This is a genomic window from Nocardia sp. bgisy118 (assembly GCF_057708605.1).
In genome coordinates this window covers 456,703-470,376 of the sequence record NZ_JBYISM010000002.1, presented here as the reverse complement: position 1 = coordinate 470,376, position 13,674 = coordinate 456,703, and the positions used below count along the sequence as shown (strand labels likewise).

14 protein-coding genes and 3 pseudogenes are annotated in these 13,674 nt (G+C 68.5%); 7 read left to right on the top strand and 10 right to left on the bottom strand.

Features of this window, described 5'->3' with window-relative positions; all coding sequences use genetic code 11:
• Nucleotides 1-118 precede the first annotated feature (118 nt).
• The 5 genes and pseudogenes from AC3EO7_RS04210 to AC3EO7_RS04190 form a co-directional block, all read right to left on the bottom strand.
• Entirely contained in the window at nucleotides 119-427 is a 309-nt protein-coding gene (locus AC3EO7_RS04210; protein WP_435590495.1) for a GNAT family N-acetyltransferase, read from the bottom strand.
• A 21-nt stretch (nucleotides 428-448) separates the two neighbouring features.
• Nucleotides 449-901: pseudogene (locus tag AC3EO7_RS04205) on the bottom strand (carboxymuconolactone decarboxylase family protein); the annotation flags it as partial.
• A gap of 124 nt (nucleotides 902-1,025) precedes the next feature.
• On the bottom strand, nucleotides 1,026-2,045 hold the full coding sequence (locus tag AC3EO7_RS04200) for an aldo/keto reductase (protein ID WP_435590487.1): 1,020 nt from the start codon (nucleotides 2,043-2,045) through the stop codon (nucleotides 1,026-1,028).
• Complete coding sequence (locus tag AC3EO7_RS04195) at nucleotides 2,042-2,491, bottom strand: MerR family transcriptional regulator (protein ID WP_435590486.1); 450 nt, start codon at nucleotides 2,489-2,491, stop codon at nucleotides 2,042-2,044. The genes AC3EO7_RS04200 and AC3EO7_RS04195 overlap by 4 nt, the downstream gene beginning before the upstream one ends.
• A gap of 146 nt (nucleotides 2,492-2,637) precedes the next feature.
• Nucleotides 2,638-3,006 carry a VOC family protein gene (locus AC3EO7_RS04190; RefSeq protein ID WP_431965300.1) on the bottom strand — a complete coding sequence of 123 codons (369 nt, stop codon included), beginning with the start codon at nucleotides 3,004-3,006 and terminating at the stop codon, nucleotides 2,638-2,640.
• An 86-nt stretch (nucleotides 3,007-3,092) separates the two neighbouring features.
• On the opposite strand from AC3EO7_RS04190, the gene AC3EO7_RS04185 reads away from it, so the two are divergent.
• Nucleotides 3,093-3,296 carry a hypothetical protein gene (locus AC3EO7_RS04185; protein ID WP_431965298.1) on the top strand — a complete coding sequence of 68 codons (204 nt, stop codon included), beginning with the start codon at nucleotides 3,093-3,095 and terminating at the stop codon, nucleotides 3,294-3,296.
• Between the two features lie 13 nt (nucleotides 3,297-3,309).
• Here AC3EO7_RS04185 and AC3EO7_RS04180 read toward each other — a convergent pair whose 3' ends face one another.
• The gene (locus tag AC3EO7_RS04180) at nucleotides 3,310-3,801 is read right to left on the bottom strand and encodes a SixA phosphatase family protein (RefSeq protein WP_431965296.1); all 492 of its coding nucleotides are present in this window, start codon (nucleotides 3,799-3,801) and stop codon (nucleotides 3,310-3,312) included.
• A 189-nt stretch (nucleotides 3,802-3,990) separates the two neighbouring features.
• Between AC3EO7_RS04180 and AC3EO7_RS04175 the strand changes: the two genes are divergently transcribed.
• Entirely contained in the window at nucleotides 3,991-5,661 is a 1,671-nt protein-coding gene (locus AC3EO7_RS04175) for an FAD-dependent oxidoreductase (protein ID WP_435590485.1), read from the top strand.
• A 42-nt stretch (nucleotides 5,662-5,703) separates the two neighbouring features.
• Here the strand turns inward: AC3EO7_RS04175 and AC3EO7_RS04170 are convergent, their stop codons facing one another.
• Nucleotides 5,704-6,477, bottom strand: coding sequence for an acyl-[acyl-carrier-protein] thioesterase (locus AC3EO7_RS04170; RefSeq protein ID WP_431965292.1), 774 nt, complete (start codon nucleotides 6,475-6,477; stop codon nucleotides 5,704-5,706).
• A gap of 200 nt (nucleotides 6,478-6,677) precedes the next feature.
• Here AC3EO7_RS04170 and AC3EO7_RS04165 point away from each other — a divergent pair, with 200 nt between their 5' ends.
• From AC3EO7_RS04165 to AC3EO7_RS04155, 3 genes and pseudogenes are all read left to right on the top strand, one after another.
• The gene (locus AC3EO7_RS04165; protein ID WP_435590484.1) at nucleotides 6,678-8,579 is read left to right on the top strand and encodes a protein kinase domain-containing protein; all 1,902 of its coding nucleotides are present in this window, start codon (nucleotides 6,678-6,680) and stop codon (nucleotides 8,577-8,579) included.
• Nucleotides 8,579-9,088, top strand: a pseudogene (locus tag AC3EO7_RS04160) (serine/threonine-protein kinase); the annotation flags it as partial. The gene AC3EO7_RS04165 and the pseudogene AC3EO7_RS04160, both read left to right, overlap by 1 nt.
• Nucleotides 9,089-9,188: 100 nt before the next feature.
• Nucleotides 9,189-9,389, top strand: a pseudogene (locus AC3EO7_RS04155) (DUF7373 family lipoprotein); the annotation flags it as partial.
• 10 nt (nucleotides 9,390-9,399) lie between these two features.
• Here AC3EO7_RS04155 and AC3EO7_RS04150 read toward each other — a convergent pair.
• Both AC3EO7_RS04150 and AC3EO7_RS04145 read right to left on the bottom strand, forming a co-directional pair.
• Nucleotides 9,400-10,518: a transglycosylase SLT domain-containing protein gene (locus AC3EO7_RS04150; protein ID WP_435590483.1), complete on the bottom strand. Its 1,119-nt coding sequence runs from the start codon at nucleotides 10,516-10,518 to the stop codon at nucleotides 9,400-9,402.
• On the bottom strand, nucleotides 10,515-10,841 hold the full coding sequence (locus AC3EO7_RS04145) for a WXG100 family type VII secretion target (RefSeq protein ID WP_435590482.1): 327 nt from the start codon (nucleotides 10,839-10,841) through the stop codon (nucleotides 10,515-10,517). The genes AC3EO7_RS04150 and AC3EO7_RS04145 overlap by 4 nt, the downstream gene beginning before the upstream one ends.
• Before the next feature lie 115 nt (nucleotides 10,842-10,956).
• Between AC3EO7_RS04145 and AC3EO7_RS04140 the strand changes: the two genes are divergently transcribed.
• Nucleotides 10,957-11,931 carry an NADPH:quinone oxidoreductase family protein gene (locus tag AC3EO7_RS04140; protein WP_431965282.1) on the top strand — a complete coding sequence of 325 codons (975 nt, stop codon included), beginning with the start codon at nucleotides 10,957-10,959 and terminating at the stop codon, nucleotides 11,929-11,931.
• Nucleotides 11,932-11,953: 22 nt separating this feature from the next.
• A complete protein-coding gene (locus AC3EO7_RS04135; protein WP_435590481.1) occupies nucleotides 11,954-13,066 on the top strand; it encodes a winged helix DNA-binding domain-containing protein in 1,113 nt (370 codons plus the stop codon).
• A 10-nt stretch (nucleotides 13,067-13,076) separates the two neighbouring features.
• On the opposite strand, the gene AC3EO7_RS04130 is transcribed toward AC3EO7_RS04135, so the two are convergent.
• Nucleotides 13,077-13,601, bottom strand: coding sequence for an Lrp/AsnC family transcriptional regulator (locus AC3EO7_RS04130; RefSeq protein WP_068052461.1), 525 nt, complete (start codon nucleotides 13,599-13,601; stop codon nucleotides 13,077-13,079).
• Nucleotides 13,602-13,674 lie beyond the last annotated feature (73 nt).

The following is a 13,674-nucleotide window of genomic DNA, read 5'->3' as shown; positions in this document are numbered from 1 at the left end:
CTGCGCCTCGCTGGCGCTCGGCTCCGGCATGCGCGATGCGCGCTGGCACATGATTCGCTCACTACGTTCGCTCATGCCTGCGCCTCTCCCGCGTTCGAGAGGATGGCGACTCGCGCGTTCATCGCTGGATGCCCTTGCCGACCACGTGCGGGTCGTACTCCGGGTGCTTGTCGACGAAGCCCTTGATGAACGGGCAGTGCGCGGTGATGGTGCGCCCGCGCGCGACCACATCGTCGAGGGCTTCCTTGGCGAGCGTGCTGCCGAGGCCCTTGCCGCCGAAGGCCTTGTCGATCTCGGTGTGGACGAAGTCGGTGTCGTTGTCGCGTTCGATGTACTCGGTGAAGCCGGCCAGTTCGCCGCCGTAGTAGATCTCGTAGCGGTTCTGCTCGGCGTTGCGCGCGACCTTGGTCTCCGCGAGATCGGTCATGGTTGCCTCCTCCTTGTGCGCCCGGACCGGGTGCTTGCTCATGATCGACACACGGTTGAAGGCGCCGATCGTGGTGGCGACCCAGACGACTGCCGACATCTGGTCATCGGACAAGTGCTCTCGTGCTGAAGCGTACTCACGCTCGACCGCCGCCTCATCGGGCAAAAGGGCGGTGACCTCGGCGAGGGCGAGCGCGGCCCGATCTCGCGGGGAGTACGGGCCGCCGCGGCGCCAGCCGGGCAGGACCGCGATCTCCTGCTCGGTGGCGCCCGCCCGCAGCGCGGCGCGGTAGTGGACGTCCAAGCAGTGCGAACAGCCGTTGAGCTGGGAAACCCGGAGATTGACCAGCTCGACGAGCCTACGGTCGAGCCCGGCCGCCGCGGCGGCGGCCCTGACCTCTTTCGCCGTGGCGAGCAGGGCGCGGTAGGCGCGAGGCGTCTGTTTGTCGACCCACACCCGATTCTCGGGGTTCATGACTACGGATGATAGTCGCGATTGGTTGACGTGTCACCCTTGGTCGACGGTGGCACCACCCACCTGTTCGTCCGAGCCGGGCGGCGGAGGCTGCCGCCCGGCTCGGACGACGCGGCGGGTGGGACTACTCCCGGCCCGCGGACGTGAAAGTCATGTCCGCGTACCGGTTTCCGGCCACCTGCGCCGCGATCGGCTCGAGCGTCGCGAGCTCGTCGGCGGACAGCGTCAGCGTCGCGGCGGCCACGTTCTCGGCCAGCCGCGTGCGGCTGCGGGTGCCGGGGATCGGGATCACCGGCAGGCCGTGCGCGGCCGCCCTGCTGTGCACCCAGGCCAGCGCGACCTGCGCGGGCGTCACGCCGCGAGCCTCGGCGATGGCGCGCACCGGGGCGAGCAGTTCGGCGTTGCGTGCCGCGTTGTCGCCGGTGAAGCGCGGCATCGCCCTGCGGAAGTCGTTCGCGTCGGCCAATTCGCCCGCCGCCGCGAAGGATCCGGTCAGGAAGCCGCGGCCGAGCGGCGAATACGGCACGAAAGCGACGCCGAGTTCGGCGGCGGCCGGCACCGCGGTGTTCTCCACATCCCTGGAGAACAGCGACCACTCCGACTGCACCGCGGCGATCGGATGCACGGCATGCGCCGCGCGCAGCTCCGCGCCGGTCACCTCGGAGAGCCCGAGCGCACGCACCTTGCCCGCCGCGACGAGTTCGGCCATGACGCCGACGGTGTCCTCGATCGGCACCCGCACATCGCGACGGTGCATGTAGTACAGGTCGATGACGTCGATGCCCAGCCTGCGCAGGCTGGCGTCCACCGAGGCGCGGATGTACTCGGGGGAGTTGTCGAGGCCGCGGTAGGTGGGGTCGTCTGCCTTGCGGACGATGCCGAACTTGGTGGCCAGCACCACCCGATCGCGGTTGGCCCGCACGAAATCGGCGAGGAACTCCTCGTTGTGGCCCGAGCCGTAGACATCGGCCGTGTCGAACAGGGTGACGCCGAGTTCCAGCGCCCGATCCAACGTCGCTCGCGACTCGGTGAGATCGGACGGACCGTAGAACTCGCTCATGCCCATGCAGCCCAGGCCCTGCGTCCCGACTTGGATGCCGTCGGCGCCCAGCGCGGCGGTGGGGAGCGTGTCGGTCGTGGTCATGCCTTGATCCCTTCGCTGTCGTGCGTGGTGAGCGCGGCCGGCCGGATCGCGGCGGATCTGCCTTCGTAGATGGCGATCTTGTAATCCAGCACGGCCACGGTGTTCTGCAGTTCGGCGATCTTGGCGAGCACCTCGGCGCGGGTATCGCGGAACATCGCGAGCCGCTCCGGGAAGGTGGAGTCACCGGCGCGCACCAGCTCCGCGTAGCGGAGCATGTCGGCGACCGACATGCCGGTGGTGCGGAGCCGCCCGATCAGCTCGAGCCATTCCAGATCCCGGTCGCTGAACCGGCGCTTACCGGTGTGGTCGCGGCCGATGTAATCCATCAACCCGATCCGCTCGTACCAGCGCAGCGTGTCCCGGCTCAGGCCCGATCGCTCGGCGGCCTCGCCGATCGAGTACTTCGGCCGTTCCCGTTCGTTGTCACCCTCGTGACGTGCCGTCATGGCCACCGGTCTCGCCCCTCTCGTCGAACACGGACGACGCTAGTCACCTGGAGTGCACTCCAAGCAAGACCGATTCTGCCAACCGCGGGAGGCGTCGGCATCCGGAGCCAAGGCCGAGCACACGACGCGGCAGGCTTACGAAGGGCTCAGTTGTACTTCGGCAACTCCTGGACGGCCCACTTGTTGCCGTCGGGGTCGCTGAAGAAGGTGAACAGGCCCCAGCCCATGTCCTGGACCGGCGTGGCGTCCACACCCGCCTCGACCAACTGCTGGTAGGCCTTCTCGGCGCTGGAGACCACCATCTGCATGCCCTCGACGCTGCCGGGCGCCGCCTCGGTGATGCCACGCCCGATACAGATCGAACAGCCCGATCCCGGCGGCGTCAGCTGCACGAAGCGAATGTCCTCGCTGGGCGAATGGTCGTGATCGGCGTGGAAACCGATGCTGGTGTAGAAGTCCTTGGCCCGATCGATGTCGGTGACCGGGATGGCGACGAGTTCGATTTTCCAATCCATCGCGTCAGCATCCCACCGCTCACCGACACGGGGACCGATATCGCGGGTCACGGGTCGCCGGGCGCAAACGCGCCTACCCTGGTGGCATGCCTGGAAAGGAAATCGACCGGATCCGGGCCCGCTCGGCCTGGGCCACGGTCAAAGAGAGTCCTGTGATCACCGCGATCGCGGTGGCGCCGTTCGTCGTCGTGCTCGGTGTTGTCTGGTGGCTGACAAACGGATTCGTCGCGTTCCTGCTACTGATCCTGCTCGGCGTCGGCCTCGTCGTCGGCGGCAAACTGCTGCGGTGAGCGCGAGCTCGCCTCAGCGGGGAATGTGGAAGCGCACGAGTTCGCCGGTGCCCGGGTCGATATCGGACCAGGGGCGATCGAATTCGAGCACCGCCATGGCCGAGGTGGGGAACTTCCTGCTCAGCTCGACGGCCTGGTTGGACGTGCGATTGGCTGCCAGTTCCCATGCGGTCCACGGCATCCCGGGCGCGTGACCGATCAGCAGCAGGGTCTCGACGTCGTCGTCGCTGAGCTGGATCAGTTCGATCAGGGTCCGCGGCGAGGCCTCGTAGATGCCACGCTCGTAGACGACCGGCGCGGTGATGCCCGTCGCGGCCAGGGTTTCGCGGGTCCGCACCGCCGTCGAACAGCGCACCGCGTCGATCGGCGGCTGGGTTTCGCGCAGCCATTCGCCCGCCAGCCCGGCCTCCCGCTGCCCGCGCGGTGCGAGCGGGCGCTCGTGATCGCCGACGCCGTCCGGATAGCTGGACTTGCCGTGCCGCATCAGGATCAGGGTCCGCACCATGGCAATACCGTAAGCCTCCGCCCGTTACCTCGGTGTGATAGGCACGTAGGTGGTCCGAAGAGAGGCGTACGCCACTCTCGAGGCACACTGAAAGCGGCGTCACATCTCGCTATCCGCCCTGTGACACCGCGGACCACCTCAACCCGTTGGTGGCACCAGCCCACGTACATCTTCGAGGATCTGCACAATATGGCCTACGTAATCACGCAGCGTTGTTGCAACGACGCCAGCTGCGTCTCCGAGTGCCCGGTCGACTGCATTCGTCCCACGCCGGACCAGCCGGAGTTCGCGACGACCGAAATGCTCTACATCGACCCGGACACCTGCATCGACTGCGGCGCCTGTGTGGACGCGTGCCCGGTCGAGGCCATCTACCCCGAGGACGACCTGACGGCCTCGCTCGCACGGTTCCGCGACATCAATGCCGACTATTTCGAACGGCACCCGCTCGAATCCAACTTCGACCCGATCGTGGCGCCGCAGCGTCCGCCGAAGGAACTCGGCAGATTGCGCGTGGCGATCGTCGGCGCCGGGCCCGCGGCCTGCTACGCCGCCGACGAGCTCATGCGCCGCTGCGACGTCGAGGTCGAGATGTTCGACCGGCTGCCGACGCCGTGGGGTCTGGTGCGCGCCGGCGTCGCCCCCGACCATCCCGTCACCAAGACGGTCTCGGGCATGTTCGAGTCCGCGTTCCGCCGCGAGGCGCTGCAGTACTACCTGAACGTCGAGGTGGGCACGCACATCTCGCACGAAGAGCTGCTCGGGCACCACCACGCGGTGATCTACGCGGTCGGCGCGGCCAGCGACCGTCACATGAACATCCCCGGCGAGGAGCTGCCGGGCAGCCACTCGGCCACCGAGTTCGTCGCCTGGTACAACGGCCACCCCGATTACGCCGACCGGCACTTCGACCTGTCCGGCGAGCGCGCCGTGATCGTCGGCAACGGCAACGTCGCGCTGGACGTGGCGCGGGTGCTCACCGTCGACCCGGACGAACTCGCCAAGACCGATATCGCCGACCACGCGCTGGATGCCTTGCGCCGCAGCAACATCCGCGAGGTCGTCGTGCTCGGCAGGCGCGGCCCGCTGCAAGCGGCCTACACCTCGCCGGAGTTCCTCGCGCTCACCCACCTGAAGGGCGTGGACGTGGTCGTCGACCAGGCCGAGCTCGAGCTCGACCCGGCCAGCCGCGCGCTGCTGGACGACCCGGACGTGGAGCCCTCGCTGCGGCTGAAGTACACCCTCGCCGAGGAATACGCCGCGGGCCGCCGCGACCCGGCCAACAAGCGGATCGTCTTCCGCTACCTGTCCTCGCCGACCGCGCTCACCGGCGACGAGCGTGTCGAGGGCATCGAATTCGTGGCCAACGAACTGGTCGAGGAGGGCGGCCAGCTGGTGGCGCGCGCGACCGACCGGACCGACCGGCTGGACGCGTCGCTGGTGCTGCGCTCCATCGGTTACCGCGGCCAGCCGGTCGCGGGCCTGCCGTTCGACGAGCGTCGCGCCGTGGTGCCCAACGAGCACGGCCGGGTGCTCGGCGAGGACGGCGTCCCGCTGCCCGGTGTGTACGTCAGCGGCTGGATCAAGCGCGGACCGCGCGGGGTCATCGGCACGAACCGCATCGACTCCGAGGAGACCGTCGAGCAGCTCGTCAACGATTTCATTGCGGGCAAACTCGCTGTGCCGCAGGGTGATCGGGATGCGCTGAAGGCGCTCGTCGCGCAGCGGCAGGCCGACCTCGTCGATCGCTCGGGCTGGAAGTCCATCGATCAGGCGGAGAAGTCGGCGGGCAAGTCCGCCGGACGTCCGCGGGTCAAGTTCACCACCCGGGAGGATCTGCTCAAGGCCGCCCGCGGCTGAGTCACGGAGCCGGTCGGGGCCCATGCGGTCCCGGCCGGCCGGTCAAGCGGGCAGCGGCATGATGCGGACGACAGTCGTGGTCGTCCCGCCGACCACGAACCACAGCCGCAGCACCGGATGTCCGGTGCGGTCACCGGGTTCGTAGCGGCTGCGCACGCTGATGTGCTGGCGCGCGAGCACCGGAGCGACGTACTCGATCACCGCGCGGTGCGGCCCCGCGACCAGCTTCGGATAGTCCACCAGGAATTGCTCCACCGCCTGCCAGTAACAGGCGTTGTTCACGTGGTTGTACTGGTCGATATCGGTGGCCCGCACCGGAAAAGGCAGATCGGTGTCCGACTCGGGGGGAGTCGGGTCGAGCAGATAGGGCCGCCACCGCAGCCGGTGCTCGCTCGCGGTCTTCGCCAGGTAGGACAGGCCGTCGTCGCTGATCCGGGTCGGCCGGTTGGTCGATTCGTTGATGTTGATCCAGAAGCCCTCTGTCTCGATGAGCCCGCCGTTGTCGCTGGTGATTCGCACTCGCATGTTCGACCACCGGGTCGACATGCTCGAACACCAGCGCAGCAGATGCACCGTGTCCGGCCACACGATCGGCCGGATGACGTCGATGACGGTGCGGCGCACGATCCAGCTCGGATCAGACCGGTGCAGGAACGTGTGATGTAGCTGTTCCCAAGCGATATCCTGCAGGTATCTGGCGACGGCGTCGAACCTCAATCGGTCGTACGGATCCACATCGCCAGCCCGTACCGGCCACGCCGAGGCATAGCCCATGCCCTCCTGGCTCAGCGGGGCGAGTGGCTGATCGAGTGACACTGGTGCTCCTCGCGCTGCACGTTGTGCCGCGTCTTCTTGCGGTGCTGTTGTGAGACGACTTTACGGGGCGTACGTCACACCCTCGCGTCGAGCCGCCTGTACTCATTGGTAGGCGAATACCTGGCAACACCCCGCAACCATGCCTGCCCCAGCCATTGTCCCAGGCGGAGAGCGGCGGCCGCCGTCGATCGCCGAGTACGGTGCCGCCCAGCGCGGGTATCGGTACTATCCGGTGCAGGGCCGAGGGGAGGGGCACGGTTGAAACCGCTGGGGCCACGCGATCCACGGGAGGCGGGTCGGTATCGCCTGATCGCCGTGATCGGCCAGGGTGCGATGGGGCGCGTACTGCTCGGCCGTGCGCCGGACGGTCGCCTTGCCGCGGTGAAGATGATCCACCGACACTTCGTCCAGAACCCCGAGTTCCGCGCCAGATTCCGGCGCGAGGTCGAAGCTCGCGGCTGGTGACAGGCGCGTACACGGCCGCTGTGATGGATGCGGACCCCGAGGCCGCCGAGCCATGGCTGGCGTCGATGTTCGTGCCGGGTCCTTCGCTTCGGGAGGCCGTCGATCGTTTCGGTCCGATGCCGCTGGGCGGTCTACGGCTGCTCACCGCCGGTTTGGCGGGCGCGCTCATGGAGATCCATCGCGCGGGAATGGTGCATCGCGATCTCAAGCCGAGCAATGTGCTGCTCGCCCAAGACGGCCCGCGGGTCATCGACTTCGGTATCGCCAAGGCCGTGGCCACCGATATCCATCTGACCAGTACTGGCACTGTGGTCGGGTCGCCTGCCTTCATGTCGCCGGAGCAGGCGGCGGGCGGCCCGATAACCCCCGCGAGCGATGTCTTCTCGGTCGGCGCCATGCTCGTCCTCGCGGCTACGGGAACCAGTCCGTTCGAGGGCGCCTCGACACCGCAGACCCTGTACAACGTGGTCCACAACGCGGCCGATGTCAGCAGTCTTCCCACTGCGCTTCGTGGAGTCGTCGACGCTTGCCTCGACAAGAATCCGGCCAACCGCCCCACGCCGCCGCAGTTGCTCGAATCGGTCGATACGATCACCGCCGGCGTTGGATGGCCAGGGGCGGTGCGCGACGAAATCGCTCGGCAGCGCGCGGACGCCGATCGATGGGTCGCGGCCGACGGTCGGAACGAATCGAAGGCCGAGCGACGTGTATCTGTGAAGTGGGTGGCGACAGCCGCGGTGCTCGCGCTACTGGGCACCGGTGTTGGTGCTGCCGCCCTGTTCGGTCCCGACTCCGGCGATCAGGCGGACCCGCTCGCCAACCGTGGCCTGGAACTGAGCGACGAACAGCTCCGGCTCATCGAGACGTGCGCGTTGCTCGGCGCCGATGTCGTCGGTTCCGTTGGCCAGCCGATTCAGCCCCGACTCACGACGTCGACGACGTGCGGCGCGGATCTCGTGGCGAGTGATGGCGGACGACTGAGAATGACGGTGGGCGTCGGCGCACCGATCGAGCCGAGCGCAACGGCGACGGGAATCTCGCTCGCCGGTGCCCAGGTCCTGGACAGCACCGCCGATTCGGATGGCTGCGGCAGGGCCACGGTCCTGCGCGACCAGCCGCGGCTCGGCGTCGCGGTGACGACAGTCGGAGACGACGCCTGCCGTGCGGCCGAGGACGGACTGCGTGCAGTCCTCACCCGGCTGGTCACCGATCCGCCGATCGGGAATCCGCCCAGGCAGTCCGTGGTTCGGCTGGACCCGTGCACATCGGTCGACTCCTCCGTTCTGAACCCGATACTCGGTGCAGGCGTCGTCGCCGCACCGGTCGATAGCCACACCTGCACCTGGCGGAGCGAGGCCGACGAGATCACCGTGGCCACCGCGGAGGCCACCCGCGTCGATGCCGATCCGAAGTACACGCGCCTGCGCATCGATGGTGGTGCGCTCGGCGATCTCGAAGCGGCGCGGCTGGTCGGTCTCGACGGCGCTTGCACGACGAACCACCTGGTACGACCCACCGTCGCGGACCGAGCGGAGATGATCACCGTGATTGTCCGTCCCTCGGCCGCCGCGAATACCGCGTGCGCCGCAAGCGAATCCGTGCTGATCGCCGTCGTCGATCGATTGAGGAAATCCTGATGGTGATGCAATTGCAGCCCGGCGACCCCGCGCGCATCGGTCGCTATCGACTGCTCGGCCAACTCGGCGCGGGCGGTATGGGCCGCGTGCTCCGCGGTGTCGGTCCCGACGGCAGACTCGTCGCGGTCAAACAAGTCCATGCCCACTTGGTGACCGAATCCGACTTCCTTCCCCGCTTCCGACGCGAAGTGCGGGTCTCGGCACGGGTCTCGGGCGCCTTCGCCGCGGCCGTCGTGGACTTCGACGTGGAATCCGAGGAGCCCTGGCTCGCTTCGGTTTTCGTGCCGGGAGTGCCGCTGGACAAAGCGGTCGAGCAGTTCGGGCCGCTCAGCACCGACCAGGTGCGAACGCTCGCGCTCGGTCTCGCCTCCGCACTGCACGCCATCCATGAGGTGGGGCTGATACACCGAGACCTCAAGCCCGCCAACGTCATCCTCGCCGAAGACGGCCCGCGCGTCATCGACTTCGGCATCGCCAGGGCCGTCGAGGGCCGTTCCGAGCTCACCCATACCGGATCGACACGGCCGGTAGACAACGATTCGAGCTGCGCGTGGCGCGCCTGGAGGGCTACCGGGACAACGGTGAGACGCGCTCGGCGCCACCGCGAGTGCGCACACGCGTCCCGATCCACCGGAGGATGTGCCGGGCGCGTCGTGCGTCGAGGACCTATTCACCATTGCCCCGCAACGATTCCGGTGTTTCGTCGCCTACGGACGCTACGGTGCGCTGCTTCTCGGCACTCGACTGTGGGAAACCAAGCAACGGGCCGCCGCGCAGTTCGCCTTGCTGGCGAATTCCGGCGGCCGATAAACCGATGAACTCAATAACCCTGGTATGCGCCACCCGCGCGCAGTGATACCAGGCCTGGCACGTTGTGCACGGATCCGTAGCGGTCGACCGCATATCGGACTCCTGCCACGATATTGTCGACCGGGTTCCAGATATCGTCGTGACCAGGAGCTTTGTAGGAGTTGAAAGTCGGGTCGATTGTTTGCATCACGCCCTTGGACGGAATTCCCGCCGCCGCATTCGAATCCCAGCCGTTGAATGCGTGTGGATTGTCGCCCGACTCCCGTCGAATGATTTCCGAGATATCGGCGACCAGATTGGGATCGCTGGTGTCGTAGCCCATTTCACGCAGAATCTTCAGCGCTTCCTGGATCCACTGGGCTTTGTCGCCGGTCGGCATGGGCCCGACCGGGCCGCCTGAACTCGTGCTGCCCGACGGTGTGCCGTTCCCGCCGGAACCCGACGACATCACATACTGCGGCTTGCTCGGGCGTTGCGTGGTGGGCGGGGTGGTGGCGGCCGGGGTGGTCGGTGCAGGCGCGGGGACGAGTTCGGTGTCGGCGAGGCCGTCGAGGGCCGATCGGAGCTTGGTGACGGCGGTGTCGACCTTGCGTTGCGCCTCGGTGGCCACGGACTCGGCGGTCTGCAGGGCCGTGGTGATCTGGGTTTCCCAGGTCGCGGCGTCGGCGCGGATGCGAAGGCGCAGATCGTCGGCGGCTTGGCCGGTGAGGTCGCGGAGCAGTTCGTCGGTGCGCGCGGTGGCGTCGACGGTGCCGTTGTCGTTCACCGTGAAGCCCGCGATGAGGCCCATGCCGGCGGGGACGGGACCGGCGCTGGCGGCCTGATCGCGCAGGCGCAGGACGTTGGATTTGGCTTCGGTCAGGTTGCCGACCTCGGCTTCGAAGGCGGTGGTGAGCTCGAGCAGCGCCGCGCTCACCGCACCCGAGCGGATCTTCTCGGTGTCCATCCGCTCGTTGGCGGCGTCGGCGGCGGCGCCGGACCACACCTTGTCGGTGCCAAGCCGGGCGGTGTCGTCGGAGCCCTTGCGCACCGCCGCGTCGAGCTTTTCGGAGAGTGTGCGCGCGTTCGCGCCCGCGGTACCGACCTGGGCGGGCTCCCAGGCGGCGACGTTCCCGATCGTGAGTGTCATGGCAGCTCGAGCGCGATCGTGCGGAGGCGGGTCGCGAAATCCTCCTCGGCGACCTCGTAGGCGCCCGCCGCGGTGCGGGTGCTCTGCGCGACCTTGTCGAGGCGGTCGGCGATGCGGTGCAGGCACTGATTGGTCAGGTCGGTGGCGCGGCCCGCCGAGTTGCCGAAGCTCGTGCCCTGCAGCGCCGAGACGGCGGGATTGAACCCGTTGCCGATGTTGAGCCCGCGAATCAGGCCTGCCTCGCCGCCGAGGTTGTTCGCGAACGTTTGCAGCGCTTGCGGATTCACCTGTAGCTGCGGCGCGGACTGCGGTCCGTCGACCATGGAAAACCCCCTTCTCCCCGACCTGAAAGTCGCGGCCAGCATAGCAAAATCGTTATGTTGGTCACGGTGTCATCGATGACGACCGATGTCGTCGAACGGACAGAGAGGTCGGCACATGCGCGCAGCCCAGGTCAGCAAGCTGGAGGGACCGGAAGCGGTCGAGATCGTCGAGATTCCGGAGCCCGCGTCGTATCCGGGCGGCGTGGTCATCGACGTGCACGCGGCGGGCGTCGCCTTCCCCGACGTGCTGATGACCCGCGGGCTGTACCAGATGAAACCGGAGCTGCCGTTCGTGGTGGGCGGCGAGGTCGCGGGCGTGGTGCGCGAGGCGCCCGCCGACGCGCACGTGCGGCCCGGTGACCGGGTGGTCGCGCTGACGCTGCTCGGCAACGCCATGGCCGAGGTCGCGGTGGCCCCCGCGCAGATGGTGTTCAAGCTGCCGGACAACATTTCGCTGGAGGCGGGCGCCGGCATCCTGTTCAACGACCTGACGGTGCACTTCTGCCTGCGCAACCGCGGCAGGCTGGCCAAGGGCGAGACGGTGCTCGTGCACGGCGCCGCGGGCGGCATCGGCACCTCGACGCTGCGCATGGCGGCGGCGCTGGGCGCGGGCCGGGTGATCGCCGTGGTGAGCACGCCGGAGAAGGCCGAGGTGGCCAAGGCCAACGGCGCCACCGACGTGGTGCTCGCCGACGGCTGGCTGGCCGCGGTGAAGGAGCTGACCGGCGGACGCGGCGTCGACATCGTGCTGGACCCGGTGGGCGGCGACCGCTTCACCGACAGCATTCGCTCGCTGGCCTCGGCAGGCAGGCTGCTGGTGGTCGGCTTCACCGCCGGTGAGATCCCGACGGTGAAGGTGAACCGCCTGCTGCTCAAGAACGTCGAGGTGGCGGGCGCGGCGTGGGGCGAGTGGGTCATGACCCACCCGGGCTACCTGGCCGAACAGTGGGCCGAGGTGGAGCCGCTGCTGGCCTCCGGTGAGATCGCGCCGCCGCATCCGGTGCTCTACCCGCTGGACCGGGCCGCCGAGGCCGTCGCCTCGCTGGACAACCGCACCGCAACCGGAAAGGTCGTCGTCACCCTGCGCTGAGCGCGGCGGTCGCTGTCATCCCATGACGCTTTCTCACCGGGTGTTGAACCGGACCTTGTTGCAGCGCCAGCACCTGCTGGAGCGTTCGTCGCTGACCGTGCCGCAGATGTGCGATCACCTGGTCGGTCTGCAGGCGCAGGACGTGCCGCCGCCGTTCATCGGATTGTGGAGCCGCCTGGCGGATTTCGACCCGGAGGTGGTGTCGGCGGGACTGGAGGACCGCTCGCTGGTCCGGATCACGTTGATGCGCGGCACCATTCACCTGGTCACCCCGCCGGACGCGCTGGGCATCGCGCCGCACATCCAGCCGGAGCTGGAGAAGGTCCCGTTCCGCAAGGGCTTCAACTACGGCGCGATGATCGGCCTCGACCCGGACGAGGTGCGGGCCCGCGGTGAGGAGACGCTCGGCGACGAGCCGATGCCCGCCGCGGAACTGCGCGCCCGCGCCGCGGCGCTGTGGCCGGACCGGGATCCCGGCGCGGTGGTGCAGACCTGGCTGTATCAGCTGCCGGTCCTGCAGACGCCGCCGCGCGGGAAGTGGAAGGACAACAGCCGTCCGGTGTGGTCGCGGGTCCAGCCGTGGCTGGGTGCGCCGCTCGATCCGAGCTACCCGCTCGCGGAGTTGCTCGTCCGGTATCTGCGCGCGTTCGGCCCCGCGACGACCATGGACATGCAGGCATGGTCCAAGCTGACGGGGCTGAAGAAGGCCGTCGACGCGCTGGGCGACCGGCTGCGCACCTACACCGACGAGCGCGGCCGCACCCTCTACGACCTCGCCGACGCCGAACTGGCCGACCCGGAGCTGCCCGCACCGGTCCGGCTGCTCGGCTGGTACGACAACGCCGTTCTCTCGCACCAGGATCGGAGCCGGATCGTGCCGGACGGTGCGACCCCGACGCTGCGCGCTTTCGCGACGGCGGTGTCTCCGGTACTGCTCGACGGCTTCGTCGCGGGGTTGTACAAGATCTTTCCGCAGTCCGGTGTCGCGCGGCTGCGGGTCAGCCCGAGTCGCGCGTGGTCGGCCACCGAGCGAGCCGAGGTGGAGGCCGAAGCCCTTGCGCTGCTTGCCTTCCTGGAGGGCGAGAAGCGGCCGAGCGTGGAGATTCTCGAGGTCGGCGCGGACCTGCGGCCGTGAAACGGGCGCGTCAGCGTTCGTGGGATTCCCGGTACGCGGGGGCCTTGCTGCTTCCGGTCGGCGTCAGCGTGCGCAGCAGCGGCAGCGTGCGCCGCGGCACCACCGTGGACAGCACGATGACGCTGTGCGAGCGATCCACCGAACTGGTCCGGTCGATGCTGAGCAGGACCGATTGCAGCCCGGCGTGCGAGTCGGCGCCGATGCGGCACAGCACGTCGCCCGAACCGGTCGTCGCGTAGGCCTCGAGCACGCCGGGGATGGCCGCCAGCTCGGCGGCCACCGTGTCCAGCGCGCCTTGCGCGATCTCCAGCGTGACGAAGGCCTGCACGTCGAAACCCGCTGCGGTGACGTCGATCTGCGGATCGTAGGAGGCGATCACGCCCGCCTCCTCCATGCGCCCGATGCGCGACTGCACGGTGGCTCGCGCCACCCGGGTGCGCCGGGAGAGCTCGAGGATTCCCGCCTTCTGGTGCTCGTGCATCGCGGTCAGGATGGCGAGGTCGAGTTCGTCCAGCTTCGCCGGGGTGCGTGACATGGCGACCTCCTGTGGGGGCGCGAACGTGGCAGCATGACCGTTCGATTCGTACTATTCAAATTGTCCAGCATTC

Bases quoted from the DNA above. Each gene is read 5' to 3' on its own strand.
- AC3EO7_RS04210 (WP_435590495.1), bottom strand. From the start codon at position 427: ATGACCGATCTCGCGGAGACCAAGGTCGCGCGCAACGCCGAGCAGAAC.
- AC3EO7_RS04200 (WP_435590487.1), bottom strand. From the start codon at position 2,045: ATGACCACGACCGACACGCTCCCCACCGCCGCGCTGGGCGCCGACGGC.
- AC3EO7_RS04195 (WP_435590486.1), bottom strand. From the start codon at position 2,491: ATGACGGCACGTCACGAGGGTGACAACGAACGGGAACGGCCGAAGTAC.
- AC3EO7_RS04190 (WP_431965300.1), bottom strand. From the start codon at position 3,006: ATGGATTGGAAAATCGAACTCGTCGCCATCCCGGTCACCGACATCGAT.
- AC3EO7_RS04185 (WP_431965298.1), top strand. From the start codon at position 3,093: ATGCCTGGAAAGGAAATCGACCGGATCCGGGCCCGCTCGGCCTGGGCC.
- AC3EO7_RS04180 (WP_431965296.1), bottom strand. From the start codon at position 3,801: ATGGTGCGGACCCTGATCCTGATGCGGCACGGCAAGTCCAGCTATCCG.
- AC3EO7_RS04175 (WP_435590485.1), top strand. From the start codon at position 3,991: ATGGCCTACGTAATCACGCAGCGTTGTTGCAACGACGCCAGCTGCGTC.
- AC3EO7_RS04150 (WP_435590483.1), bottom strand. From the start codon at position 10,518: ATGACACTCACGATCGGGAACGTCGCCGCCTGGGAGCCCGCCCAGGTC.
- AC3EO7_RS04145 (WP_435590482.1), bottom strand. From the start codon at position 10,841: ATGGTCGACGGACCGCAGTCCGCGCCGCAGCTACAGGTGAATCCGCAA.
- AC3EO7_RS04140 (WP_431965282.1), top strand. From the start codon at position 10,957: ATGCGCGCAGCCCAGGTCAGCAAGCTGGAGGGACCGGAAGCGGTCGAG.
- AC3EO7_RS04135 (WP_435590481.1), top strand. From the start codon at position 11,954: ATGACGCTTTCTCACCGGGTGTTGAACCGGACCTTGTTGCAGCGCCAG.
- AC3EO7_RS04130 (WP_068052461.1), bottom strand. From the start codon at position 13,601: ATGTCACGCACCCCGGCGAAGCTGGACGAACTCGACCTCGCCATCCTG.